The sequence below is a fragment of the Candidatus Binataceae bacterium genome (assembly GCA_035650475.1).
Classification (GTDB): domain Bacteria; phylum Desulfobacterota; class Binatia; order Binatales; family Binataceae; genus JAKAVN01.
In genome coordinates, this window is the sequence record DASRHP010000012.1 from 648,425 (window position 1) to 671,612 (window position 23,188).

A 23,188-nucleotide genomic window follows, 5' to 3' on the forward strand; every position below is an offset into this window, starting at 1 on the left:
GCCGGAAACCGCCGTCGCAGGCGCTTGCGAGCAGCTAAACCGCGCGCGCGCCGATCTCCACTCGCAAACATTCCAGCATCAATTAGACACGATGGCCCGGTGAAGTTGCAACATGCCTATGCTCGCTACGGCGCGCTAGTAATGAGCGACCGAGCCGGTGGTCGCCGAGGGGCCCACGCCGAAGCTGAAACCCGGCCCGCCGGTCTTGGCAGGCATCGTGTGGACCGCTTCCTTCCATGAGGCGAGCTTGCCGTCAACGAAGGTCAGATCGAGGAAGTCCCCCTTGTCGCCTTCCTTGACGTTGGTGTACAGGAGGGAGGCCGCAATGTCGTTGGAGTTGGCGCGTTTGGCATAGCTCCAAACCTCGGCGCCGTTGCTCAGGTCCTGGCGCAGGTCGGGTTCACCCCACGCATTGCGCACGTCGCGCTTGCTCTCGCCGGCCTTGAGGTCGCGCTGCATGCGGCTTGCGCGCAGCTCGGTGCTGGCCTGATAGGCGACGCCACATCCGGCGCCGGCCAGCGTCAGCGCCAGGGCGGTGACAACCAACAGCCGCTTGTTCATCGCGCTCGATTTCGTCATCAACCGCGGGCGATGTCAACGTACCCGCGCATTCGGACTGCGCTTGCGCGCCGCCCCGCGCTGCACGATCTTCCGAGCGCAAGCGCGAGGGCTGATGAAGCTTGGGCAGCTCCAGCATGGACCTGACGGCAGGCTAGTCGGCGTTTTACGCGACCTGGCGCGCGTCGTTGCTCCACAGTCGATTGCGCGCACCATGCAGGCGGCGCTCGACCACTGGGATTGCGCACAATCGAGACGCTCGAGGAGGGCAAACCGCGCACCTCGTATTGCGTTTCGGCGCCCGCTTACGCATCGAGATGCTCGACCATGCGGGCGGGTTGCAGCCATCGAGCAGCGATTGCGCGAGTACCAACCTGCGCAGTGAAGCGATCACGCGCGCCGGGGCAACGCGCATCGGATCGCGCTGTCCGTGCGCGGGGCGGCGCGCATTCGTGCTATAAGGGCTGCGCCGGAAGAGCCGGCGACGAGGAGGATTTGATGCCGCGCAAGCTGAGGCTGGTCAAAGGAGCCGCGCAGCGCGCCGCGCTGGTCTACGGAATGCGCGTGTTCGGCCAGAGCGAGGTCGCCGGGGTCGAGGACGCCCGAGTGCGGCTTAACGACGGCACCGCCGGCCGAGTCACGATGCATTTGATCGAAGGCACGCGCGCGCAAATCCGCCGCCAGCTCATGCAGAGCATCGACGCCTTCTTCGAATTGCTCGGCGAGGACAATCAGACATAAGCATGATCGAGGTCGGAACGATCGGCGTCGGCGCGCCGATTGCGCCACGCAGGAAAGAGAGGCGAGCGATGGAATTCAAGTTCATCAAGTACGAAAAGCGCGGCCACCTGGCCTACGTCACCTTCAACCGTCCTGAGGTAATGAATGCGCTGCATCCGCCCTGCCATCTGGAGATGGACCAGGTGTGGGACGACTTCATGGCCGACCGCGAAATGTGGGTTGCCATTCTCACCGGCGCGGGCGAACGCGCATTCTCCGCTGGCAACGACCTCAAGTGGACCGCCGAGCATCGCGGCGAGCGCCCGCCGATGAGCAAAGGCGGCTTCGCCGGCATCACGGCCCGTTTCGACATTACCAAGCCGATTATCGCCGCGGTCAACGGCTTCGCCCTGGGTGGCGGATGCGAGATCGCGCTGGCCTGCGACCTGATCATCGCCGCCGAGCACGCGCGCTTCGGCTTGCCCGAGCCGCGCGTGGGACTGATGGCGGGCGCCGGCGGCGTACACCGCCTGCCGCGCCATATTCCGCTCAAGATCGCGATGGGCATGATCCTGACCGGCAGGCACACCACCGCCGCCGAGGCCCACCGATGGGGCCTGGTCAACGAGGTCGTGCCGCTGAAGGATCTGATGGCGACCGCAGAACGCTGGGCGAGCGAAATCATGGAGTGCTCGCCGGTGTCGATCCGGGCGAGCAAGGAGGCCGCGATGGGCGGGCTGGGGATGTCGCTGGAGGAGGCCTCGAAGCATCATTTCCCAGCTACTGCGGCGCTGTGGAAGTCGAAGGACGTGATTGAGGGGCCGCTTGCGTTTGCGCAAAAGCGCAAACCGCAATGGACGGGCGAGTAGGCAGGCCGTCCGACGAGATCGGCCAAGCTGCGGAGTTCGTGGGAATCGGCAACGGCCTGATGCCGGCGCTCGCATTACCTCGGAGGGAATGGGCCGGGCCTTGGATCGCGTGCTATGCAGGCTTTCAAAAGACGGAGGCGGCAATGGACGGTCTGGCGATTCTCGACAAGAACAGGCTGCCGTTCGGTGAGTTGCTGGGAATCAAGTTCACCCACGCGGCGTCGGAGCGGGTGGCCGCGACGATGCTGGTGCGCGACGACATGTGCACGGTGCCCGCGGTGCTGCACGGCGGCGCCGTGATGGCGTTTGCCGACACGCTCGGTGCCTGCGCAACTTTCCTCAACCTGAGCGAAGGCCAGAACACGACGACGATCGAGTCAAAGACCAACTTCCTTGCGCCGGCGCCGGTCGGCACCATGGTCAGCGGCGAATGCACGCCGTTGCATCGTGGGCGCCGCACGATGGTCTGGCAGACTCGAGTCACCGGCGCCGACGGCCGTCTGCTCGCGATCGTAACGCAGACCCAGATGGTGCTCGAAGCGCGTGCACGCGGTTGAGCGCGCGGCGCGCGGAATTTCCGTGGACTTCATCCGAAAGGAGCAACTCCCCCCCGATGATCAACCGGCGCGAGATGATGAAGGCGCTGGCCGCTGGGCCAGTCGCCGCTATCGGAATCGAACTGATCGCAGCGCTGGCGCAGGCCGAGGACTCGGAGAGCGCGGGCAAGAAAATTTCCGGCCCCGGCGCTTCGGACGAGGGCGTGACCGTGCGGCCGGTGCTCCAGCACGATCTGCCCGACGTCCCCGGCAAGCAGCTCAGTGTGGTGACGGTCGAGTTCGCGCCCGGCGCCAGCTCCAGCCCGCATCGCCATCCCGGTTCGGTGGCGGCTTACGTGCTCGAAGGCACGGTGATTAGCGAAGTCGACCCGGGCAAGCCGGTGACCTACAAGGCGGGGCAGTCGTGGTACGAGCTCCCGATGCACGTCCATCGCGTGGCGCGCAATCCGAGCAAAAAGCGCCCGGCAAAAATTCTTGCCCTGCTCATCGTCGAGAAGGGCCAGGAGCTGGTCCTGCCGCCGACTTAAGGCGCGTCGGTCAGGCGGAGCGGCGCGCGGCGGCAGGGGCCGATTCGCGGCGGCGGTAGCAACTATACGCGGCGCCCGGATGATCGTCGGCGAGCCGGCGATTGCCTTTGCCGAAGTAGTGCTCGCGCAGCGTGCTCGCTTCGTATTCCTTGCGCATCAGGCCGCGGCGCTGGAGTTCCGGCACCACCAGGTCCACGAAGACCGTGTAGTCGATCGGCGTGTCGATGGAGAAGTAGTTGAAGCCGTCGACGCCGCCTTCGACGACCCAGCGCTCGAGTTCGTCGGCGATCCGCCGGTAGTCGCCGATGGGCACCGGCATCACGCTGGCGATCGAAAGGAACTCGGCAATCTGGCGCATCGTCCACTCGCGCGTCGGATCCACCGAGGAGAAATACTGCGCAAGAAACTGCATCCCCTCGGACTTGACCTCGCCCAGCTTGTCGTCCGGCCCGTACTTCGACAGGTCGATCCCGGTCCATCCGCCAAACAGCGCGAAGGCGCCCTCGGGGCTGGCGTACTCGAGCATCTGTTGATGGCGCAGGCGCGCTTCGGCGTCGGTCGTGGCGGCGACAGGCGAGATTGCGAGCAGGATCTTGAGATGGCGCGGGTCGCGGCCGCGTGCGGCGGCGAGCTCGCGGATCCGGTCGCAGTACGCGCGGCATACGGTGGTATTGGGAAAGACCACGAAGACCGCCTCGGCGTGCGTCGCCGCGAACTGCATCCCGCGCCCTGACAACCCCGCTTGGTAGATGAGGGGTGTGCGTTGGGGCGAAGGCTCGCACAGATGCGGCCCCAGCACCTCAAAGTATTTTCCGCGATGGCGGATCTCGTGGACTTTGGAAGGATCGGTATGGACGTCGCGGGCGACGTCGCGCACCACCGCGTCCTCCTCCCAGCTCGCCTCCCACAGCTTGTAAACGACCTCCATGTACTCGTCGGCGCGGTCGTAGCGTTCGTCATGCGGGAGCACCTTACCCAGCCCGTTGCGCTCGGCGTCGGGCAGGTAAGACGTCACGACGTTCCATCCGACGCGCCCGTGGGTCAAATGGTCGAGTGTGGAGAAGAGTTTTGCGGCCTGATAGGGCGGATGGTAGGTCGTGCTGTAAGTGGCCGCGAAGCCGAGATTGCGGGTGGCCATCGCGAGCGCTGGGATCAGCACGGTCGGATCGTTGCACGGAAATTGTACTGCGTGGCGCACGGCGGCCTCGCGGGTGCCGCGGTAGGTGTCGTAGGTGCCGTGGATATCCGCAAAGAACAGCGCGTCGAAGCATCCGCGCTCAAGCGTGCGCGCGATCTCGACGTAGTAGTCGAGGTCGCGGTAACCGGTCGAGGAACGGTCGGCCGGATGCTTCCACTGGCCCTTGGATTGCGGGCAGATCGAGCATTGGGTGAAGGCGTTGAAATGGATCACCGCAGTCCTCCTCCCCGACGACTGCCGGGCGCGCGTCGGCTGTCATTGGCGCCGATTTAAGAGACGATCCCGCGGCGATGCAAGCGCGTGCTAGGCGGCGCCGTCAGAGAACCACGAAGCCGGGACCTGCGCGGTCTAGCGCTTGGTCTGCGTCGGGGCGAAGCCCATCCGCTCGGCCGATTCGGGATACAGCCACAGCGTCTTGCCCGACTGCGGGCCCTCCAGGACGCGAACTTGGATTGCGCTCGCCGCAGTGGCGGGCGGAGGTCCGGCCGCAACCACCAACGTGCCCGCCGGCACCATCACCAGCTTGCCGTGGTAGAAGAGCTCGTTGACCTGCATCGTGCCGAAGGGGTCGAGCGTGCGCAGCGCTACCGCGCCCGCCTTGTAGGACTCAGCGCTGTCAGCGCCAATAGTTTCTTCGGCCAGATGCCATCGCCTGCCCATCGCCACGTCTGCGGCGGCGCGCGGCGCCTCCAGGCGAGCTGAATCCGGATGTCGGCACGACGCGGTCAGCATGACGAAAAGGGCAACGGCAAGAGCGGAGGTGGCCGGCGGCGCGAAGTTTTTCACTGCGAGCTTTCCGGGGCTGGACTCAAATGATCTTGTTGAGCGGATATTCGATAATCCCAACCGCGCCCGCTTCTAGCAGTTTGGGAAACAGCTCGCGCACGGTGTGCTCCGCGATAACCGTCTCGACCGCCAGCCACTCCTTGCCCTTGAGATTGGGCGAGGGATAGAGCTGCGAGATGGTGGGCGCCGTGATCGACGGCAACAGCGCGATCACCTTCTCGAGGTTTTCCCGCGCGACGTTCATCTTGATCCCGACCCGGTTTTCGGCGTCAAGCGCGCCGCGCAGAAGCATCCCGATCTGGCGAATCTTGGCCTGCTTCCAATCGACTTCCCATGACGCTGGATTGGCCACCAACACCGGCGTCGAAGTCAGCAGCTCCTCGACGATGCGCAGGCCATTGGCGCGCAGCGAGGAGCCGGTCTCGGTGACTTCGACCACCGCGTCCACCAGCCCCTCGGCGGCCTTGGCTTCGGTGGCGCCCCACGAAAATTCAACTTCTACATCAATTTTGCGCTGAGCAAAGACCCGCCGCGTGAACGCCACCATCTCGGTCGCTACGTGCTTGCCTTCGAGATCTTCCAACCGGCGCACGGGCGAATTGTCAGGCACCGCCAGCACCCAACGCGTCGGCGTCAGCGAAACCTTGGAATAGACAAAGCTCGCGACCTCGACCAGTTCCACACCGTTTTCGACGATCCAATCGCTGCCGGTGATACCGGCGTCGAGCGAGCCGTCGGCGATATAGCGCGGCATCTCCTGCGGGCGGAGCAGCCGGCAGGTCAGCGTCGGGTCGTCGACGCTCGGCATGTAGGAGCGCGCGCCGACCGATACGCGCCATCCTGATTTGCGCATCAGCTCCAGCGTTGATGCTTCGAGGCTGCCCTTGGGCAGGCCGAATCTGAGTACGTTGTCGTCAGTGGACATGGGCCTTCATCTTAATTGAATCTGTTAGGAACCGTGGCGCGGCGCAGGCGGCGGCCTGCGCGCTTCGCTCAATCCGCGGGCTTGGCGGGGTGATGGCCGTAGCCGGGGCCGTACTTGGCCGGATCGACTTTGCGGGTATCGACGATGCGCCACGTCTCGCCGTCGAGCTTGCGCGAGAAGCACGACTCGTAGCCCTCGTGGCAGGCGGCGCCATCGCCGTGCTGTTCAACCGCGAGCAGCACTGTGTCGGCGTCGCAATCGGTGCGGATTTCATGCACGACCTGGTAGTTGCCGGATTCCTCGCCCTTGCGCCACAGGCGGTTGCGCGAGCGCGAGAAGTAGCACGCGTGGCCGGTGCGCAGGGTTTCCTCGAAGGCCTCGCGATTCATGTAGGCGACCATCAGGACGCGCCCGTTCCGATAGTCTTGGGCGATGGCCGGGACCACGCCGCCGGCCTTGTCGAAGTCGATCAGCGCTGCTGCTGCCTGGGTGTCCATCCGCATAGGCCGGCGCGAGTCCGGCGCGCTCCTCGTAGTGAGCATCAAAGTATCGGTTAAACGGCCCGGCGTTTCAATGCCGCCGCCGCTACGTGTGCGCCGGTCCTGGCGGTCGACGGGTGCTTTCAAAAGCGGGCGGCGAATGTATAGAGTAAGCTCGCCCGTGACGGCCAGTGGTAAAACGACCGACGTGCCGCTAGCTGACGGCATCCCACGCTGTGCGCGCGCGGGCGGCGTTGCGCAAAATAAATCGCGCCGAGCGCTGAGGGTAGCGCTGGTCCTTGCCCTGCTCCTCGCGCCGCTTGCCGCCTGCCGGCGCGCCGCGCCGCCAGCGGGCGCGGCCGCGCCGCAACCGTTCAACTTTCAAATCGCGGTCGGTAGCGACCATTACAATATCGAGGGTTACATCGCGAGCGCGGGCGACCCGGGCCGGATGCCGGCGCTGCTCGTGCTCAATGCTGGCGAGGGCAATGCGCGCCGCTGTATTCGCAAGAGCGCCGGCTTCGTCGAGATGGGGCTGCTCGAGGCCTGCATCAGCATCCCGGGCTACGGCAAATCTTCGGGACCGAGCCGCTTCGTCGGTCCGCAGGCGGTCGAGGCTGCGCGCCGCGCGGTTGACCTGCTCGCCCAGCGCCCCGACGTCGATCCGGACCGTATCGCGGTGTGGGGTCTGGCCGACGGCGCAGTCGCCGCAGGGCTGCTGATGGACAGCGACTCGCGGCTGCGCGCGGTGATTCTCCAGTCGGGCTTTTACGACACGCTGAAGCTCTGGCCCGAGGCGCCGCTGCCCGAGAAGCTTGCGATCCTGCGCCAGGTCTGGCCGAGCCGCCGCGTGCTCGCCGAACGCAGCGTCATCGCGCATCTGCCGCCCAAGCTCGATTGCAGCGTGCTCATTCTGCACGGCGAGAAGGACAGGAAGATGCCGGTGGACCAGGCCAAGCGCCTGGCGAGCAAACTCAAGGAGCGAGGGGTCAAGGTCGAAACCCGCCTGTTCGATGACGGACACGACCTCGGCGGTAAAGTCGACGGCCCGCTCAAGGAATTCCTGCGCGAAAACCTTATCGCGGCCGAGCCGCGCTCGCGCTCGGCGTCCTGAGCGCCGGCGACTCGCGCTACCTTGAAGCGAGGGGCGCTCAGTCGAGCGCCTTCAGCGCTTGGACAAGCTCGTCGACATGGCCGGCGACCTTGACCTTGGGAAAGACCTTGCGCACGATGCCGTCGCGGCCGATCACGAAGGTCGTGCGCTCGATGCCCATGAATTCGCGCCCGTAGAGCGACTTCTTCTTGTAAACGCCGTAGAGCCGGGTGACCCGGTTGCCGCTGTCGCTGAGCAGCGGGAAGTTGAGTTTGTGCTTGGCGGCGAACTTGCGATGCGAATCGGGCGAGTCGGCGCTGACGCCGACAACCTGCGCGCCCAGCGCCTTGAGCCGCGCCGCCTCGTCGCGGAAAGCGCAGGCCTCGGCGGTGCATCCGGGCGTCATGTCCTTGGGATAGAAGTAGAGCACCAGGCTGCCGCGCTTGAGCAGATCGCCCAGCGCGACGGGCGTACCGTCGGCGTCGGGCAGCTGGAAGGACGGCGCCTTGCGCCCTTCGAGTCCGCAGGCGGGTGGGTTAGCCCTGGTGCGGGGGGCTACGCTTTTCGCCTTGACCATGCTCGGATTCCTCAATTTGCCGCCGGCATTCCATCACCGCCGCAGGCACCATGTAAAGTGCGGCGCGCAAACATGTTGCGGCACAATGGCTTTCGCGAGATCGCAGTTGACGCGATGGCAGGCAGTCTCTAGACTTGCGGCGGGCATCATCCAACAAACCCGTTGTCAGCTACATGGCTGTATATACCGAGCTTTCCAAATCGTTCCTCGAGCAGCTCGGCGACGATTATAACCTCGGCCGCATCCTCAGTGTCGGCGGGATCACCCAGGGCTCAGTCAATAGCAACTACCTGGTCGAGACCGCCAAGGGGCGTTTCCTGCTGCGGATTGACGAGGTCAAGACCGAGGGCGAGGTAAAACGCGAACTGGACCTGCTCACGTTCCTGCGCAAGCACAACTTTCCCTGCCCGCATCCGCTGCAGGACCGGATGGGGCGTCTGTGGCGCGAGTACGAGGGCAAGTGCGCCTCGCTCTATCGCTACCACGAGGGCCGGATCGTTGCGGTAGAACGCTTGCGCCCGAGCCAGCTCGAAACTATCGGGCGAACCCTCGGCGAGCTGCATGTCATCGGCAAGGGCTACAAGAAGGGCATCGACAACCGCTTCTCCTTCGAGCGCATCGCCGATCTCTATCTCGGGGTGCGCGGCCGGCTGCCCGCCTACTTCCGCAAGATCATGCGCACCCTGGAGGACGAGGTCGATTACCTGACCCGTTACCTCGAAGGCAAGCTGCCCAAGGGCGTCATTCACGGCGACCTGTTCGCCGACAACGTTCTGTTTCGCGGCGAAAAACTGACCGCGGTGCTCGATTTCGAGGCCGCCTGCCGCGGCAAGTTCATCTTCGACATCGCGACCGCGGTCAACGCCCTGTGCTTCGTCGACGGTCAGTATTCGCTCGACCGCTTTCGCTACGTGATGCAGGGCTACGAGTCGGTGCGCACGCTCTCGCTGGCCGAGTGGGACGCCTTCCCCAACGAATTGCGCTACTCCTCGCTGCGCTTCACCGTCACGCGCCTGCACGACTTCTTTCTCCATCCGATTGACGGCAACCGCCGGGTCAACAAGGACTTCCGCGAGTTCTTCGAACGCCTGCGCGTCCTGCGCCGCGAGCGCGAGGGCGGGATGGAGGCGCTGTTGATGGCGATGGCGACCGGGTACGATTATCGCAAGTACCAGAAGGTCAAGGCCAACGAGCGGCTGAAAGCTTGAGGCCGCCCGCGCGCTCCGTCATACGAAGCGACCGATGAACCCGCGCTCACGCCGCGCCGCCTTCGGCGTCTTTGCCACTATCGCCGCCGCCGCTGCGATCGAGTGCGCGACCGTCCGTGGCCGGAGGGAGGCGTGACGGCCCTGCTCGAGCGTCTGGACGCGCGCAGGCCGGCGCTGTGGCTGGAGGTCGCGCCGCCGCGCGGGATCGCCTACGAGTCACTGTTGTCCAAACTCGCCGCGCTGCGCGGGCACGTCGATGCGATAAACCTCGCGGACAACGCGCTGGGGCGGGTCAAGATGTCGCCGCTGGTCTTCGGCGGGATGGTCAAGGCGCGCCTCGGAATCGCGGTGGTGATCAATTTCTCCTGCCGCGACCGTAATCGTTACGCGCTGAAAGCCGATCTGCTCGGCGCCGGCGCACTCGGGATAGACGGCGTGGTTGCGCTGGCCGGCGACAAGCTTGCCGACGATCCCAGCGGCGCGCGCGCGGTCCACGATCTAGATCCGTTCGGCCTGCTCGGCGCGATGGGCGACCTGCGCCGCGGCGACACCGGCGAGGGGCGCCGCCTGCTCAAGACCCTGCCGACCTTCTCGCTCGGCGCGGTCGCCAATCCCAATCGCAGGAACCTCGAGCGCGAGTTCGAGTTGCTCGAACGCAAGGCGGCGGCCGGCGCCGAGTTCGTGATCACGCAGCCGGTTTTCGACGCCGAAGTCGCGCGGCGCTTCCTTGGGCGCGCGCGGCGGCTGGGACTGCGCGTGCTTCTCGGCGTGCTGCCGGTCAAGCGCGAGTCGATGGCGGCCTACCTGAAGGACCGCATTGCTGACCTCAGCACGGCGCATGCGCACTTCGACCGCTATGCGGGGTTGAGCGAGGAGGAGGCGCGGCGGACGTCGATCGACGCCAGCATGGAGCTGATGCGCTCGTTGGCTGGTGAGGCCGCAGGTTTTAACATAATGAGCGGCGGCGGACCGTCGCTGGCGATCGAGCTGGCGCTCGCGTTCAGCCGCTGGCAGGAGGAGGCCGGTGCGCGCCAGGAAAGCAAGGCTTGAACTGCCCGCCCATTTACCGCGCCGGCAGGCGGCCGAACTGCCGCGCCCCGAGGGCGCCGAGGTCGAGGACGCGGTGCGCACCGTCCTGCGCCGCATCGGCGAAGACCCCGACCGCGAGGGACTCAAGCGTACGCCGGCCCGCGTGCTGCAGGCGCTGGACTTTCTCACCCGCGGCTACCGCGAAGACCCCAAGGTCGCGATCAACGGTGCGCTCTTCACCGAGGATGACTACCAGGAGATCATCCTGTGCAAGGACCTCGACTTCTACTCCTTATGCGAGCATCACCTGCTGCCCTTCTTCGGCAAAGCGCACGTCGCCTATCTGCCCAACCGCCGGATCATCGGGCTTTCCAAGCTCGCGCGCCTGGTCGAGATCTACGCCCGCCGGCTCCAAGTGCAGGAGCGGCTGACCACCCAGATCGCGCAGACCTTGATGGAAGAGCTCGAGCCGCTGGGCGTCGGCGTGGTGCTCGAAGCCGAGCACCTGTGCATGCGGATGCGCGGGGTCGAGAAGCAGAACTCCTACGTCACCACCTCGGCGATGCTGGGGGTATTCCGTACCCATTTTGAAACGCGCCAGGAGTTCATGAATCTCCTGCGCAACGGCAAGCAATAGCGCCGCGCGCCGGCGTCCGCCGCGCAGCTCGCGAATTGATGAATGAGGCCGTCGCCTTCCCGAACTGAGCCCGTCCCGCCCGAGGTGCTCGACGCGCTCGGCATCCATGCGCTGCGCTACGTAAGAGCGGGGCAGACGATCGGCCTGGGCACCGGGCGCGCGGCCTCGGCCTTTATCCGCGCGCTTGGCGAGCGCGGTCCGAAAGTGCATGGCGTGCCAACCTCGCGGGCGAGCGCCGAACTGGCGCGTTCACTCGGCATCGACATCGTCGCGCTCGACGGCACCGGCAAGATCGACCTCGACGTTGACGGCGCCGACGAAGTCGATCCGCGGCTCAACCTGGTCAAGGGATGGGGCGGCGCGCTGGTGCGCGAGAAAATCGTCGCCTGCGCCTCGCGCAAGGTGGTGATCCTGGTCGGTGCGGAGAAGCTCGTTGAGCATCTCGGCGAGCGCCGGCGGCTGCCGGTCGAGGTCGTGCCGTTCGCGCTGCACTACGCGATGCGCCGGATGCGCGAGATGGGGCTCAAGGCGTCGGTACGGATCGGCGCTGACGGGCGCGAGTTTCTCAGCGACAACGGCAACGTCGTTGTCGATTGCGACGCCGGGCGGATCAACCGCGCCGCGCGCTTGGAGCGCGAGTTGCTCGCGATTCCCGGCGTGGTCGGGACCGGGCTGTTCATCGGGATCGCCAGCGTGGTGCTGGTCGCCTATCCGGACGGCTGGATCAAGGCCCTGACGCGCCGGCGCTGACCCGATGGCTGCCGGCGCCTATCGCAACGCCCGCTCGCTTGCCCGCCGCGACCTCACGCGCATCTACGCGGCGGCGGTTTCCGCCGCTGCGCCCGGCCGTCTTGTCGGTCGCGCGCTCGACGGCGCACTGCCCGGTGCCGGGCAAGTGCCCCAAATCGTGGCACAGGCCTCGCGAATCTTCCTGCTCGCCGTCGGCAAGGCGGCGGTGGGGATGGCGGCCGAGATCGCCGCGCGCCTTGGCCCGAAGCTTGAGGACGCGCTCGCGATCGTTCCCGGGGATTCCACCTCGGCCAACTTCGCGCCGCCCGCGGGCGTTCAATTGCTGGCCGCGGCGCATCCGGTGCCCGACGATTCCTCGCAGCGCGCCGCCCGGGCGGCGGTGAAGCTTGCCCGGCGCGGGAGCGCGAACGACCTGCTGATAGTGGCGCTCAGCGGCGGAGCGTCGTCGCTGATGGCGATGCCGGCGCCGCCGCTTACGCTTGCGGACAAGATCGCGATCAACACGGCGCTGCTCCGCTCGAGCGCCTCGATTCGCGAGCTCAACATCGTGCGCCGCCATCTCTCGGCAATAAAAGGCGGCGGGCTGCTGCGCGCGACCGGCGGAGTGCGCGTGCTCGGGCTCGTCCTTTCCGACGTCGCGCATAACGACCTCGCCACGATCGGCTCGGGTCCCACCGCCGCCGATCCATCAACGTTTAGCGATGCGATCGGCGTGCTTAAACGCCGCGGCCTGTGGGGCCGCGCGCCCGAGGCGGTGCGCGAGCGGCTCGAGCGCGGCGCTGCCGGCGAGCTTGCCGAGACGCTCAAGAGCGGCGACCCGCTGCTCGCGCGGGTTGACAACTTCATAATCGGCGACAATCACACCGCGCTCGCGGCTGTCGAGCAGGCTGCGTCGGCGGCGGGCTACGCGATCGATCGATGGCGCGAGCTTTTGGGCGGGGCCGACGATCTCGGCCGCGCGTTCGGCGCCCACCTGACGGCGCTTGCCCGCCCGCGCACCTGCGTAGTCGCCGGCGGCGAGCCGGTCGTGACGGTGCGCGGCGCGGGCAGGGGAGGGCGGGCGCAGCAGGCGGCGCTCGCGCTGGCGCTGGAGCTGGAACGGCTCGCGCCCGGGCGCGCGATCATGGCGCTATGCGCGGGCACCGATGGAATCGACGGCCCGACTGACGCCGCCGGCGCGTTCGTTTCGCCGACCACCGTGGCGCGCGCACGCGAGGCAGGCCTCGATCCGGCGGCAGCGCTCGCACGCAACGACGCTTACCCGCTGTTTGCGGCGCTCGGCGATCTGCTGCTCACCGGCCCGACCGGCACCAACGTCGCCGACATCTTCATCGGACTGGTCAACTATTGAGCGGCCAGCACATGGGCGGTTCTACGGGAGCAAGGGTGAGGAAGGATGGCTAAGGCGACAGAACGCAACGGCGCGCAGCCGCGCCGGCGCGTAACGCTGATTCCCGGCGACGGGATTGGGCCGGAGGTTATCGGCGCGGCGGTCAAGGTGATCGAGGCCGCCGGCGTGAAGCTCGAGTGGGACCATCAACTTGCCGGCGCGGCCGCGCTGCGCCGCTGGGGCTCGCCGGTGCCCGAGTCGCTGCTCGCCTCGCTCAAGCGCACCGGCGTCGCGCTCAAGGGGCCGCTCGAAACGCGCGTGGGCGAGGGCTACCGTTCGATCAACGTCTATTTGCGCAAGGCCTTCGACCTCTACGCCAACCTGCGCCCGGTCAAGGGCCAGGCCGGCGTGCCGACGCCGTTTCGCGGCGTCGATCTGATCGTGATTCGCGAGAACACCGAGGACCTTTACGCCGGCATCGAACACCAGGTCGCGCCCGGCGTGGTCGAGAGCATCAAGGTGATCACCGCGCGCGCGTCGAGCCGGATCGCGCGCTTCGCCTTCGAGTACGCGCGGCGCAACCGACGCCGGATGGTGACGGCGATCCACAAGGCCAACATCATGAAACTCTCCGACGGCCTGTTCCTCAAGTGTGCCCAGCGCGTCGCCCGCGACTATCCCGACATCGCCTATCAGGAGCAAATCGTCGATGCCGCCTGCATGCGCCTGGTGACCGACCCGCGCAGCTTCGACGTGCTCCTGCTGGAAAACCTCTACGGCGACATCGTCTCGGACCTGTGTGCGGGACTAGTCGGCGGGCTGGGCGTCGTGCCCGGCGCGAACTACGGCGAGCACGGTGCGATTTTCGAGACCGTCCACGGCACCGCGCCCGATATCGCGGGCAAGGGCATCGCCAATCCCGTAGCGGCGATCTTGACCGGCGCGATGCTGCTTGACTACCTGGGCCATCGCCGCGCTGGCGAGCGGATTCGCGCCGCGGTCGGCGCGGTCCTGCGCGCAGGGCGCGTGCTTACGCGCGATCTTGGCGGGAAGGCCGATACGGAGGAGGTGGCGGCGGCGGTGATTCGCGCGCTCAAGTAGCGCGCGCTCTTTCCCGCGCGATCCGCCTCCGCTATGAATCTTCGCTATGGGTAAGGTGCTCGCAGCCGACGAGTTGGAAAAGCGCGTTCCGCCGGGTCAGTCCCTGGTGGACAAATTTCCCGTCCTGAGCTATGGACCGACCCCTCGCTTCGACCGCCGGAAGTGGGACTTCCGCGTCTTCGGCGCAGTCGAGGAGCCGTTGCGGCTGAGTTTCGACGAGCTGCGCGCGTTGCCGATGAGCCGGCAGGTTTCGGATTTCCACTGTGTCACTACCTGGTCGCGCCTGGACAACATATGGGAAGGCGTGAAGGTGCGCGAGCTGCTTGCGCGCGTCGGGCCCAAACCCGAGGCGCGCTTCGTGATCGTTCATTGCGACGGCGGCTATACCACCAATTTGACGCTCGCGGAGTTTGGCGGTGACGACGTGATGCTGGCCTGGCGGCTCGACGGGCGCGACCTGGAGCCCGACCACGGATGGCCCCTGCGCCTGGTGGTGCCCAGGCTCTACGGATGGAAGAGCGCCAAATGGGTGCGCGGGATCGAGTTCTCCCCGCGCGATCGGCGTGGCTTCTGGGAAGTGCGCGGCTACCACAATCACGGCGATCCGTGGAGGGAAGAGCGCTACTCTTTCCAGGAGGACGGCGAGGAGTAAGGCGGCGCAATGAGCGTCGGCGGCGCGCGAGTCGATTGTGCCCGGCGGCGCCGGCAGATTGCCGTTTAGAGGAGACGACCCGCGGACGGCCGGCTAAGTCGCAACGAGCAGATCGTGCGTATGGGCCGCGAGAGCTTCGACCTCGCGGTTATCGGCGGCGGGATCAACGGCGCCGCGATCGCGCGCGACGCGGCGATGCGGGGGCTGAGCGTCGCGCTGATCGAGCGCGGCGACTTCGCTGGCGCAACCTCCTCACGTTCTTCCAAGCTGATCCACGGCGGCCTGCGCTATCTCCCGCAGGGCCATCTGGGGCTCGTCCGCAGGGCGCTCGCCGAGCGCGAACGTTTGCGCCGTCTGACCGCGCCGCATCTCGTCAGACCGTTGCGGTTCCTTTTCCCGCTCTATCGCGAGCGCGGTCCCGGCCGCCTGGCTCTCGGCGCCGGGCTCTGGCTCTACGATCTTTTCGCGCGCACGCCGCGCGCCGAGCGCCATCGCAGCCTGAGCCGCGCGGCGACGGTTGCGGCGGAACCGATCCTGCGTTCACAGGGGCTCGTCGGGGGCGCCTCGTACTACGACGCCGAAGGCGACGACGCGCGGATTACGTTGGAGAACGCGCTGGACGCGGCCTGGCACGGCGCGGCGCTCGCCAACTATGTCGCGCTTGAGGGGTTCTCACACATCGGTTCGCGGATTGGCGCAGCCGGCGTGCGCGATCGGCTCGGCGGTGCGAGCTTCGAGTTGCGCGCGCGCGTGTTTATCAACGCGGCCGGCCCCTGGCTCGACGACGTGCGCCGGCTCGACGCGCCTGCCGCCCCGCCGGTTATTCGGCTGACCAAGGGCGTCCATCTGATATTCGACCGCACCCGCCTGCCCGTGGGCCAGGCGCTGGTGCTAAGCGACGGCGCCGGCCGGATCGTGTTCGTCATCCCCTACGGGCTGTCGGTGCTGGTCGGCACCACGGACACCGACTTCGCCGGCGATCGCGAACACGTCGCGACGGACGAAACAGACGTCGCATACCTGATTTACGTGCTGCAGCTAAGCCTCGAGACGGATTTGGCCGCGGCAGACGTCGCCGCCGGTTTCGCCGGATTGCGCGCGCTGGGCGCTGCGGGCGACGGACGAGCACCGTCGGCGGTCTCGCGCGAGGAAGTGATCGTCGAGAGCGCCTCGGGGCTGATCTCCGTCGGTGGCGGCAAGCTCACGACCCATCGCGAGATCGCCGAGCGCGTCGTCAACCGCGTGGCGAGCGTGCTCGGACGTGGCGGCCCAAGCTCGCCGACGCGCGATACGCCGCTGCCCGGCGCGCGCCCGTTGCGGGATGAAGAGTCGGTTGACGGCCGGGATGACCGCGCGGTCGCCACCCGGGCGCTGGGCGCATTGCCCGCTGATTTGCGCGCGGCGATTGTTGCACGCTACGGCAGCCGCGCCGCGATAGTCGCGCGGATTGCGTTCGAATCACCGGAGCTGGCCGCGCCGCTCGCTGACGGATGCGCGGTCGCCGCGGCTGAAGCCGTCTATGCTATGCGCTACGAGATGGCGACCTCGGTTGCCGACTTCATAGTGCGGCGCACTGCGCTTTCGTGGCGCAATCCCCGATGCGTGCGCGCGGCGGCGGTCGCCACGGCGCGCCTGATGGCCTCAGAGCTGGGATGGGATCGGGCGCGGCAGGAGACCGAGGCGGCGGCCTGTGATACGGCGGGCGTACCGGGACCTAAGGCGGCGGTGCTCAACCCGGGCCAGGATCGCCGCGGACTGGCGTAGCGAGCGGCTGCGATGGCGCGGGAGTCACAGCGGGCCCTGATCGAGCGCACCGCACGAATCGCCGCGGCGCTCGCCCGCCTTTATCCCGAGGCCCGCATCAGCCTCGACTTCACGACGCCTTGGCAATGCCTCGTGGCGACGATTCTATCCGCCCAGTGTACCGACGAGCGCGTCAACCGGGTCACGCCCCGGCTGTTCGCTGAACTGCCGGACGTGGCCGCAATGGCCGCGGCACCAGCCGCGCGGGTTGAGGAGCTCATCGTGAAAACCGGCTTCTTCCGCCAGAAGGCACGCGCGCTACAGGCAACCGCGCGAGCGATCCTCGAGCGCTTCGGAGGTCAGGTCCCGTCGCGGATGGAGGACCTGCTCACGCTACCTGGCGTCGGCCGCAAGACCGCCAACGTCGTGCGCGGACACGTCTTCGGCGAGCCCGGGATGGTCGTCGATACGCATGTGCGCAGGCTGGCGCGCAGGCTCGGACTTACCCGGCATGGCGACCCGGACAAAGTCGAGCGCGACCTCTGCGCTCTGTTACCGGCGTCCGAATGGACGGCCTTTTCGATGCGTCTAATCCTCCATGGACGCGCCGTATGCGGCGCGCGGGCGCCCCGGTGCGCGGCGTGTGAGCTGGCGGCCGACTGCCCGCAAATCGGCGTGGCAGACGGTCGGGCGACGGGGAAAGGGAAAGCCAGGGCCGTACGCAGCGCGATGCGGGCTCCGAGCGCCCGCTCATCGGCGCCGTAGCGGCAGCGAACAACAGGTGTATTTAACCGGGCACTGCCCCGTGTAATAATTGCGTCACACTCAAGAGCGCAGAGCGACGTGAGACTGCGGGTCGACGAAATAACCGCCGAGGCCAGGCGTATCTCTTTTGCCGAGCCCGAAGACGAGGTGAACCGCCGGCTCGGTGAGGGGCCGGTGCATGAATATCGCGTGGGCGGGCCGATCGCGGTCACGCTGTCGTACTATCGCGCCGGGATGGAGCTGTTCTTCGAAGGTGAGCTGAGCGCCTCAATGGTCGCCGCGTGCGCGCGCTGCGCCGAAGAATTCAGCGCGCCCAGCGCCCGTCCCTTCCGCTTCGTGCTCGCGCCGCGCGCCGGCGGCGACGACGGCGACGGCCGGTTGCGCAGCGAGGACCTGGAGTTTTCGCTCTACCAGGGGGAGGAAATCGACCTCGCCCCGCTGATCACCGAGCAGCTTATCCTCGCGCTGCCCAGCCGCGCGCTCTGCCGCGAAGATTGCCAGGGGCTGTGCCCGCGCTGCGGGACCAACCTAAACCTTTACAGGTGCGGATGCGAGAGTGAAGCGCTCGATCCGCGCCTGGCCGTGCTGCGTGCGCTCAAGGTCGAGCGCTCCTGACGCCGCACACACCAATTTCAAACCCAAAAGGGCAACTACCATGCAAGCACCCAAGCGTCGCACCTCGAAGTCCAAGCGCAACAAGCGCCGGGCCCATGACGCGCTGCGCGCCGCCAACCCCATATCCTGCTCGCAGTGCGGCGAGCCCACCCTGCCGCATCGCGTCTGCCATCACTGCGGCGCCTATCGCGGACGCCAGCTAACCGAAGCCGCCGAGTAGGCGGCGCCCCGAGGGCGCGTGAAAATCGCGCTGGACGCGATGGGGGGCGACCTCGCCCCCAAGGCGACCGTCGAAGGGGCGGTCCTTGCTGCGCGCGACTTCGGTGTCGAGGTCGTCCTGGTCGGCAACCGCGAGCTGCTGGCGCGCGAGCTCGCCGAGCATGCCACTGCTGGCCTCGCGATCAGTATCGAGCATGCACCAGAGCACGTCGGGATGGACGAGAGCCCGATGGAGTCGGCGCTTGGCAAGCCGCAATCGTCGATCCATATCGGATTGGAGCTGGTCAAGCGCGGCAACGCGCGCGCCTTCGTCAGCGCGGGCAATTCGGGCGCCGTGATGGCGGCCGCGATCATGGTGCTCGGCACGCTGCCCGGCGTCGATCGTCCGGCGATCGCTTCGCTGGTACCCGCAAGCGACGGCCTTGCCCTGCTTATCGATGCCGGCGCCAACACCGAGGTCAAGTCGCTCAACCTGGTGCAGTTCGCCGTGATGGGCAGCATCTACGCCCATCGCGTGCGCTCGATCGGCAACCCCCGCGTCGGCGTCCTAGCCAACGGCGAAGAGGACTCCAAGGGCACCGACCTGACGCGCGCGGCGGCAGCGACGCTGCGTGCGATGGGGGACTCGGTGAACTACATCGGCTACGTCGAAGGGCGCGACATCAACCGCGCCAAGGCCGACGTCGTCGTCACCGACGGCTTCACCGGCAACGTTGCGCTCAAGACGATGGAAGGGTTTGCGGCCTTTCTGCTCGGCAACCTGCGCGACGTGTTCAGCGTGGGGCTCGGCCGAATCGCCTATCTGCTCATTCGCAAGCGCCTGGGCGCGATCCGCGAGCGGCTCGACCCGGCCGAGTACGGCGGCGCGCCGCTGCTCGGGCTGAACGGGGTGGCGATTATCGCCCACGGCTCGTCGAGTCCGCGCGCGATCCGCAACGCCATCCGCGCCGCCGCCAACGAGGCACTGGTCGAGCGCGTCAACGCCGAGATAGTCGAGACTCTGGCGCGCGTTTCGGGGGGCGCGCCCGCCAAGCCCGCGGGTAAGGGCTTCCGCGCGATCATGGCGCGGATGCGCGAGCGCCTGCATCGCCATCCGCGCGAGCTGCGCGAAGGACAAGGCCAGTCAGTGCCATCCGCCGCCGGCACAGGCGGCGCTCACCTGCCGCCGCAGACGCCGGCCTCATCTCCGCCGCCTGCGGTGCCCGACTTTACGGCCGCGCACTCCGAGCCCGCGGCTGCGTCCCGGCCGTCAGAGGCGATGCTTTCGAATGCGGTGCCATCGCTCAACGGGGTGCGGCCGGCGGATGAAGCCGGCCGCGGACACCGCGACGAGATCGGCCACGCCGAGCCGGGCGCTGATCAGGCGCGCAAGCCCGATCCGTCCTGACTATCCAACCCGCAACCATCGGGGATAGACGCTTATGAAGGTCGCATTTCTCTTTCCCGGACAGGGCGCGCAGCGTGTCGGGATGGGTGCCGAGCTGACGCGGGAGTTTGCCGCGGCGCGTCTCGCCTTCGACGAGGCTGACGAGGCGCTCGACATGCGCCTGTCACGCCTGTGCTTCGAAGGGCCGGAAGAGGAGCTGCGGCTCACCACCAACACCCAACCGGCAATCTTGGCAACCTCGATTGCCGCGTTGCGCGCTTTCGAGGCCGAGTACGGGGTGACGCCCGAAGTTGCCGCAGGCCACAGCCTGGGCGAATACACGGCGCTGGTCGCGGCGGGCGCACTGGATTTCCCAGCGGCGTTGCGCGCGGTGCGCGAGCGCGGGCGCCTGATGCAGGAGGCATGCCCGCCCGGAGAGGGCTCGATGGCGGCGCTGATCGGGCTCGATCTTGCGGCGGTCAAGGCGATTTGCGAGGAGGTCACGGGCGGCGGCGAGCTCGCGGTGCCCGCCAACCTCAACGCGCCGGGCCAGATCGTAATCGCCGGCCATGTCGGCGCGGTGCGGCGCGCGATCGAAATCGCCCGGGCGCGCGGAGCCGCGATGTCGGTCGAGCTCAAGGTGAGCGCGCCGTTCCATTGTCCGCTGATGGAGCCGGCGCGCGTCGGGATGGAACCCGTAATTGCAGCGCTCGACGTACGGCCGCCGCGTTTTCCCGTGATCGCCAACGTCACCGCGGAGATCAATAGCGACCCGGCCCAAATCAAGCCGCTGTTGCTCGCCCAGATAACCGCGCCCGTGCGCTGGGAGGAATCGATGGGGCGGCTGGCCGCGACGGGCGCAATTAGCGCGGTGGAGTTCGGCGCCGGGCGGGTGCTGGCAGGCCTGATGCGCCGGATCAACAAGGGCTTCAAGGTCTGGCCGGTCGAAGACCCCACCTCGCTGCGTGCCGCCGGTCAGGCTGTCGCTGAACCCGTGGCCTGAGGGGCCAAAGTGGCAGATGTGGAGAGCCAACGGTGCCGGGCGGCGGGAGCGTTGCGCGACGCCCCCCTATCAGGCAAAGTGCCCCAAACCGGCGTACGCCGGCCACCCGGCCCGACGGCATCCCAACTTGCCTAGTCGGGGTTAACTCCTTAAGCTGCGCTGTAATATCGGCAGCCGGGAGAAACCTCGAGGGGTGATCGGCAGCCCGGGGGCGGCAGGGTTGGATGCGCCGCGCTGAACAACACAGAGTTTCCGGCGCGCGCCGCGGCGCAGGCCGGCAGGAGGAAAGCAAATAGCGATGGCTGGAGAAGTCGAAACCAAGGTTCGCGAGATAATCAGCGAGCAGCTCGGTGTGTCCGCTGACGAAGTGACTCCGGATGCGTCGTTTATCGAGGACCTCGGGGCGGACTCGCTGGATATCGTCGAGCTGGTGATGGCGTTGGAGGAGGAGTACGGGATGGAGATCTCGGACGAGGACGCCGAGAAAATCCGCACCGTCAAGGACGTTGTCAACTACATCGAGGCTCACAAAGCCTGAGCCGCAGTACCTGCAAAGCCTGCCTTCGCCGTGCCGCTGCCCGTGCGCACGGACCGCAACGCCGTTGCGGCGCGCGACCGACGCCGGCGGCGGCAGGCAAGCCTCACGCAGAAATTTCCTCACACACGCCGTCCGCTGCCGGATAGGCCCGGCGGAGGGCTTGCCGCTGCGGCGCGTTTTGGCCCGGCCGCCGGGATTGCGATGTGTTCGGCAGTCGGTTGCTCATGACCACTGCCGATCGCGTGGCGGCACCAAGATCGAGCCATGAGGTGCCCGTTTTGCCGCCATCGCGGCAACCGTGTGGTGGACTCGCGGCTCTCGGGCGACGGCGTCGCGATTCGGCGCCGGCGCATCTGCTCATCGTGCAAGCGCCGCTTCACGACTTACGAGCGGATCGAGGAATCGGCACCGATGGTCGTCAAGAAGGACAGCCGTCGCGAGCCTTTCGATCGCGCCAAGATCGTTGCCGGACTCAAGAAGGCGTGCGAAAAGCGCCCGGTGTCGATGGAAACCATCGAGCAGATTGCCGACCGCATCGAGGCTGCGGTTGCAGAGCAGGGCGGGCGCGAGGTCCCCAGCTCGTTCATCGGCAGCGCGGTGATGAACGAACTGCATAACGTTGACCAGGTCGCCTACGTCCGCTTCGCTTCGGTCTATCGTTCGTTCAAGGACATCGACGAATTCATGCATGAACTCGAGGAGCTGATCCGACTGCGCAAGCAAACCGCCGGGGCCGCGCCCGCCTCGCCGGCGGCGCATGACAAGAAAGAACCGATTTCCTAGACCGACGTGCGCCGCGCCCGGCCCATCGAAATCGACGAGCGCTACATGCGCCGCGCGCTCGCATTGGCGCGCCGGATGGTGGGGCTGACTTCGCCCAACCCGGCGGTGGGATGCGTGATCGTGCGCGGCGGACGGCTCGTGGGGCAGGGAGCGACCGCGGCGGGCGGCCGCCCCCATGCCGAGACGGTGGCGTTGCGGCGCGCGGGCGCGCGCGCCCGTGGAGCTACGGCCTATGTGTCATTCGAGCCCTGCGCGCATCGCGGGCGCACGCCACCGTGCGCGGCGGCGCTAGTGGCCGCCGGAGTGTCGCGGGTCGTCGTCGGATGTACGGATCCCTACCCGCCGGTCCGCGGACGCGGAATCGCAATCCTGCGCGCGGCGGGAATCGAGGTCACCACAAATGTCCTTGCCGAGGAATGCCGGCGGCTCAACGAGGGCTTCATCACGCGGGTGACCCGCGGGCGGCCTTTCGTTACGCTCAAGCTGGCGCTTTCGCTCGACGGGCGGATCACGGCCGCCTCGGGCGACTCGCGCTGGATCAGCTCGGCCGCCTCGCGCGCGCTGGTCCATCGGTGGCGCCGCGAGGCGGATGCAGTGATGGTCGGCGCGGGAACCGTGCTCGCCGACGACCCGCGGCTGACATGCCGGATTGCGGGGGGCCGTGACCCGGCGCGGGTCATCGTTGATGCGCGGCTGCGATGTCCCCCGGGCGCGCGGGTTTTCCGCCAGCGCTCGGAGGCCCCTACGCTGCTGGTTACGACGCGCGCCAATGCAGCCCGCGCGCGGCGGCGTTACGCGGGGGCGCGGGTCGAGGTTCTGGGCGTGCGTGCGCGCGGCGGCGAGATCGATTTGTGCGCCCTGATGCGCGAGCTGGCGGGCCGCGGATGGTCGAAGCTGCTGATCGAGGGCGGCGCGCATCTGGCCGGCGCCGCGCTGCGCGCGGGCATCGTCGATCGGATCGCTTTCTTCGTCGCGCCGCTGCTGGTCGGCGCGGGGCTCCCCGCGATCGAGGGAATCTGCGCGCGGCGGATGCGCGAGGCGATTCGGCTGCGCGCGCTCGCCGCGCGGCGGGTCGGCGACGACTGGCTATTCGAGGGCGCGCCGAGGCCGGCGCGCGCGTGTGGCGGGCGGCTGGTCAGTACGCGCAGGCGGTGATAAAC

General features: G+C 67.6%; 27 protein-coding genes. 21 read left to right on the forward strand and 6 right to left on the reverse strand.

The features are described 5' to 3' along the window. Positions 1-135 precede the first annotated feature (135 nt). Positions 136-561, reverse strand: coding sequence for a hypothetical protein (locus VFB33_14500; GenBank protein HZO82904.1), 426 nt, complete (start codon positions 559-561; stop codon positions 136-138). A gap of 495 nt (positions 562-1,056) precedes the next feature. Here VFB33_14500 and VFB33_14505 point away from each other — a divergent pair, with 495 nt between their 5' ends. The 4 genes from VFB33_14505 to VFB33_14520 all read left to right on the forward strand — a co-directional run bounded on the left by VFB33_14505 (position 1,057) and on the right by VFB33_14520 (position 3,231). Further along, positions 1,057-1,299, forward strand: a complete 243-nt coding sequence (locus VFB33_14505) for a hypothetical protein (GenBank protein ID HZO82905.1) — start codon at positions 1,057-1,059, stop codon at positions 1,297-1,299. Between the two features lie 68 nt (positions 1,300-1,367). Further along, positions 1,368-2,147, forward strand: a complete 780-nt coding sequence (locus VFB33_14510) for an enoyl-CoA hydratase-related protein (GenBank protein HZO82906.1) — start codon at positions 1,368-1,370, stop codon at positions 2,145-2,147. Positions 2,148-2,290: 143 nt separating this feature from the next. Beyond that, the gene (locus tag VFB33_14515; protein ID HZO82907.1) at positions 2,291-2,704 is read left to right on the forward strand and encodes a PaaI family thioesterase; all 414 of its coding nucleotides are present in this window, start codon (positions 2,291-2,293) and stop codon (positions 2,702-2,704) included. Between the two features lie 56 nt (positions 2,705-2,760). After that, positions 2,761-3,231 carry a cupin domain-containing protein gene (locus tag VFB33_14520; protein HZO82908.1) on the forward strand — a complete coding sequence of 157 codons (471 nt, stop codon included), beginning with the start codon at positions 2,761-2,763 and terminating at the stop codon, positions 3,229-3,231. A 10-nt stretch (positions 3,232-3,241) separates the two neighbouring features. Here the strand turns inward: VFB33_14520 and VFB33_14525 are convergent, their stop codons facing one another. From VFB33_14525 to hisI, 4 genes are all read right to left on the reverse strand, one after another. Then, positions 3,242-4,642, reverse strand: coding sequence for an LLM class flavin-dependent oxidoreductase (locus VFB33_14525; protein ID HZO82909.1), 1,401 nt, complete (start codon positions 4,640-4,642; stop codon positions 3,242-3,244). Positions 4,643-4,777: 135 nt separating this feature from the next. Next, positions 4,778-5,089, reverse strand: a complete 312-nt coding sequence (locus VFB33_14530) for a hypothetical protein (GenBank protein HZO82910.1) — start codon at positions 5,087-5,089, stop codon at positions 4,778-4,780. A 148-nt stretch (positions 5,090-5,237) separates the two neighbouring features. Then, on the reverse strand, positions 5,238-6,140 hold the full coding sequence (hisG, locus tag VFB33_14535; GenBank protein ID HZO82911.1) for an ATP phosphoribosyltransferase: 903 nt from the start codon (positions 6,138-6,140) through the stop codon (positions 5,238-5,240). 68 nt (positions 6,141-6,208) lie between these two features. Then, positions 6,209-6,637, reverse strand: a complete 429-nt coding sequence (gene hisI / locus VFB33_14540; GenBank protein ID HZO82912.1) for a phosphoribosyl-AMP cyclohydrolase — start codon at positions 6,635-6,637, stop codon at positions 6,209-6,211. Between the two features lie 142 nt (positions 6,638-6,779). Here hisI and VFB33_14545 point away from each other — a divergent pair, with 142 nt between their 5' ends. Continuing rightward, positions 6,780-7,733 carry a prolyl oligopeptidase family serine peptidase gene (locus VFB33_14545; protein ID HZO82913.1) on the forward strand — a complete coding sequence of 318 codons (954 nt, stop codon included), beginning with the start codon at positions 6,780-6,782 and terminating at the stop codon, positions 7,731-7,733. 37 nt (positions 7,734-7,770) lie between these two features. Here the strand turns inward: VFB33_14545 and bcp are convergent, their stop codons facing one another. Further along, entirely contained in the window at positions 7,771-8,289 is a 519-nt protein-coding gene (bcp, locus tag VFB33_14550; GenBank protein ID HZO82914.1) for a thioredoxin-dependent thiol peroxidase, read from the reverse strand. Between the two features lie 173 nt (positions 8,290-8,462). Between bcp and VFB33_14555 the strand changes: the two genes are divergently transcribed. The 16 genes from VFB33_14555 (at position 8,463) to ribD (ending at position 23,183) form a co-directional block, all read left to right on the forward strand. Beyond that, complete coding sequence (locus VFB33_14555) at positions 8,463-9,497, forward strand: homoserine kinase (GenBank protein ID HZO82915.1); 1,035 nt, start codon at positions 8,463-8,465, stop codon at positions 9,495-9,497. Between the two features lie 132 nt (positions 9,498-9,629). Beyond that, the gene (locus tag VFB33_14560; GenBank protein HZO82916.1) at positions 9,630-10,547 is read left to right on the forward strand and encodes a methylenetetrahydrofolate reductase; all 918 of its coding nucleotides are present in this window, start codon (positions 9,630-9,632) and stop codon (positions 10,545-10,547) included. Further along, entirely contained in the window at positions 10,522-11,163 is a 642-nt protein-coding gene (folE, locus tag VFB33_14565; protein HZO82917.1) for a GTP cyclohydrolase I FolE, read from the forward strand. The genes VFB33_14560 and folE overlap by 26 nt, the downstream gene beginning before the upstream one ends. Before the next feature lie 42 nt (positions 11,164-11,205). Continuing rightward, positions 11,206-11,913, forward strand: a complete 708-nt coding sequence (rpiA, locus tag VFB33_14570; protein ID HZO82918.1) for a ribose-5-phosphate isomerase RpiA — start codon at positions 11,206-11,208, stop codon at positions 11,911-11,913. Positions 11,914-11,917: 4 nt separating this feature from the next. Beyond that, positions 11,918-13,264 (forward strand): DUF4147 domain-containing protein, encoded by a 1,347-nt coding sequence (locus tag VFB33_14575; protein HZO82919.1) that lies wholly within the window; start codon positions 11,918-11,920, stop codon positions 13,262-13,264. Positions 13,265-13,309: 45 nt separating this feature from the next. Further along, a complete protein-coding gene (locus tag VFB33_14580) occupies positions 13,310-14,344 on the forward strand; it encodes an isocitrate/isopropylmalate dehydrogenase family protein (GenBank protein HZO82920.1) in 1,035 nt (344 codons plus the stop codon). Positions 14,345-14,390: 46 nt separating this feature from the next. After that, on the forward strand, positions 14,391-14,996 hold the full coding sequence (locus VFB33_14585) for a sulfite oxidase-like oxidoreductase (protein ID HZO82921.1): 606 nt from the start codon (positions 14,391-14,393) through the stop codon (positions 14,994-14,996). A gap of 120 nt (positions 14,997-15,116) precedes the next feature. Beyond that, a complete protein-coding gene (locus VFB33_14590; GenBank protein ID HZO82922.1) occupies positions 15,117-16,760 on the forward strand; it encodes a glycerol-3-phosphate dehydrogenase/oxidase in 1,644 nt (547 codons plus the stop codon). A gap of 12 nt (positions 16,761-16,772) precedes the next feature. Next, positions 16,773-17,504: an endonuclease III gene (gene nth, locus VFB33_14595; GenBank protein HZO82923.1), complete on the forward strand. Its 732-nt coding sequence runs from the start codon at positions 16,773-16,775 to the stop codon at positions 17,502-17,504. A 78-nt stretch (positions 17,505-17,582) separates the two neighbouring features. Then, complete coding sequence (locus VFB33_14600; GenBank protein HZO82924.1) at positions 17,583-18,119, forward strand: DUF177 domain-containing protein; 537 nt, start codon at positions 17,583-17,585, stop codon at positions 18,117-18,119. A 40-nt stretch (positions 18,120-18,159) separates the two neighbouring features. Next, positions 18,160-18,339: a 50S ribosomal protein L32 gene (rpmF, locus tag VFB33_14605; GenBank protein HZO82925.1), complete on the forward strand. Its 180-nt coding sequence runs from the start codon at positions 18,160-18,162 to the stop codon at positions 18,337-18,339. A gap of 18 nt (positions 18,340-18,357) precedes the next feature. Next, the gene (plsX, locus tag VFB33_14610; GenBank protein ID HZO82926.1) at positions 18,358-19,725 is read left to right on the forward strand and encodes a phosphate acyltransferase PlsX; all 1,368 of its coding nucleotides are present in this window, start codon (positions 18,358-18,360) and stop codon (positions 19,723-19,725) included. A 34-nt stretch (positions 19,726-19,759) separates the two neighbouring features. Then, positions 19,760-20,707, forward strand: coding sequence for an ACP S-malonyltransferase (gene fabD / locus VFB33_14615; GenBank protein ID HZO82927.1), 948 nt, complete (start codon positions 19,760-19,762; stop codon positions 20,705-20,707). Between the two features lie 298 nt (positions 20,708-21,005). Further along, complete coding sequence (gene acpP, locus VFB33_14620; protein ID HZO82928.1) at positions 21,006-21,245, forward strand: acyl carrier protein; 240 nt, start codon at positions 21,006-21,008, stop codon at positions 21,243-21,245. Positions 21,246-21,509: 264 nt separating this feature from the next. Then, on the forward strand, positions 21,510-22,028 hold the full coding sequence (gene nrdR, locus VFB33_14625; protein ID HZO82929.1) for a transcriptional regulator NrdR: 519 nt from the start codon (positions 21,510-21,512) through the stop codon (positions 22,026-22,028). Positions 22,029-22,034: 6 nt separating this feature from the next. Further along, a complete protein-coding gene (gene ribD, locus VFB33_14630; GenBank protein HZO82930.1) occupies positions 22,035-23,183 on the forward strand; it encodes a bifunctional diaminohydroxyphosphoribosylaminopyrimidine deaminase/5-amino-6-(5-phosphoribosylamino)uracil reductase RibD in 1,149 nt (382 codons plus the stop codon). The last annotated feature ends 5 nt before the right edge of the window (positions 23,184-23,188 follow it).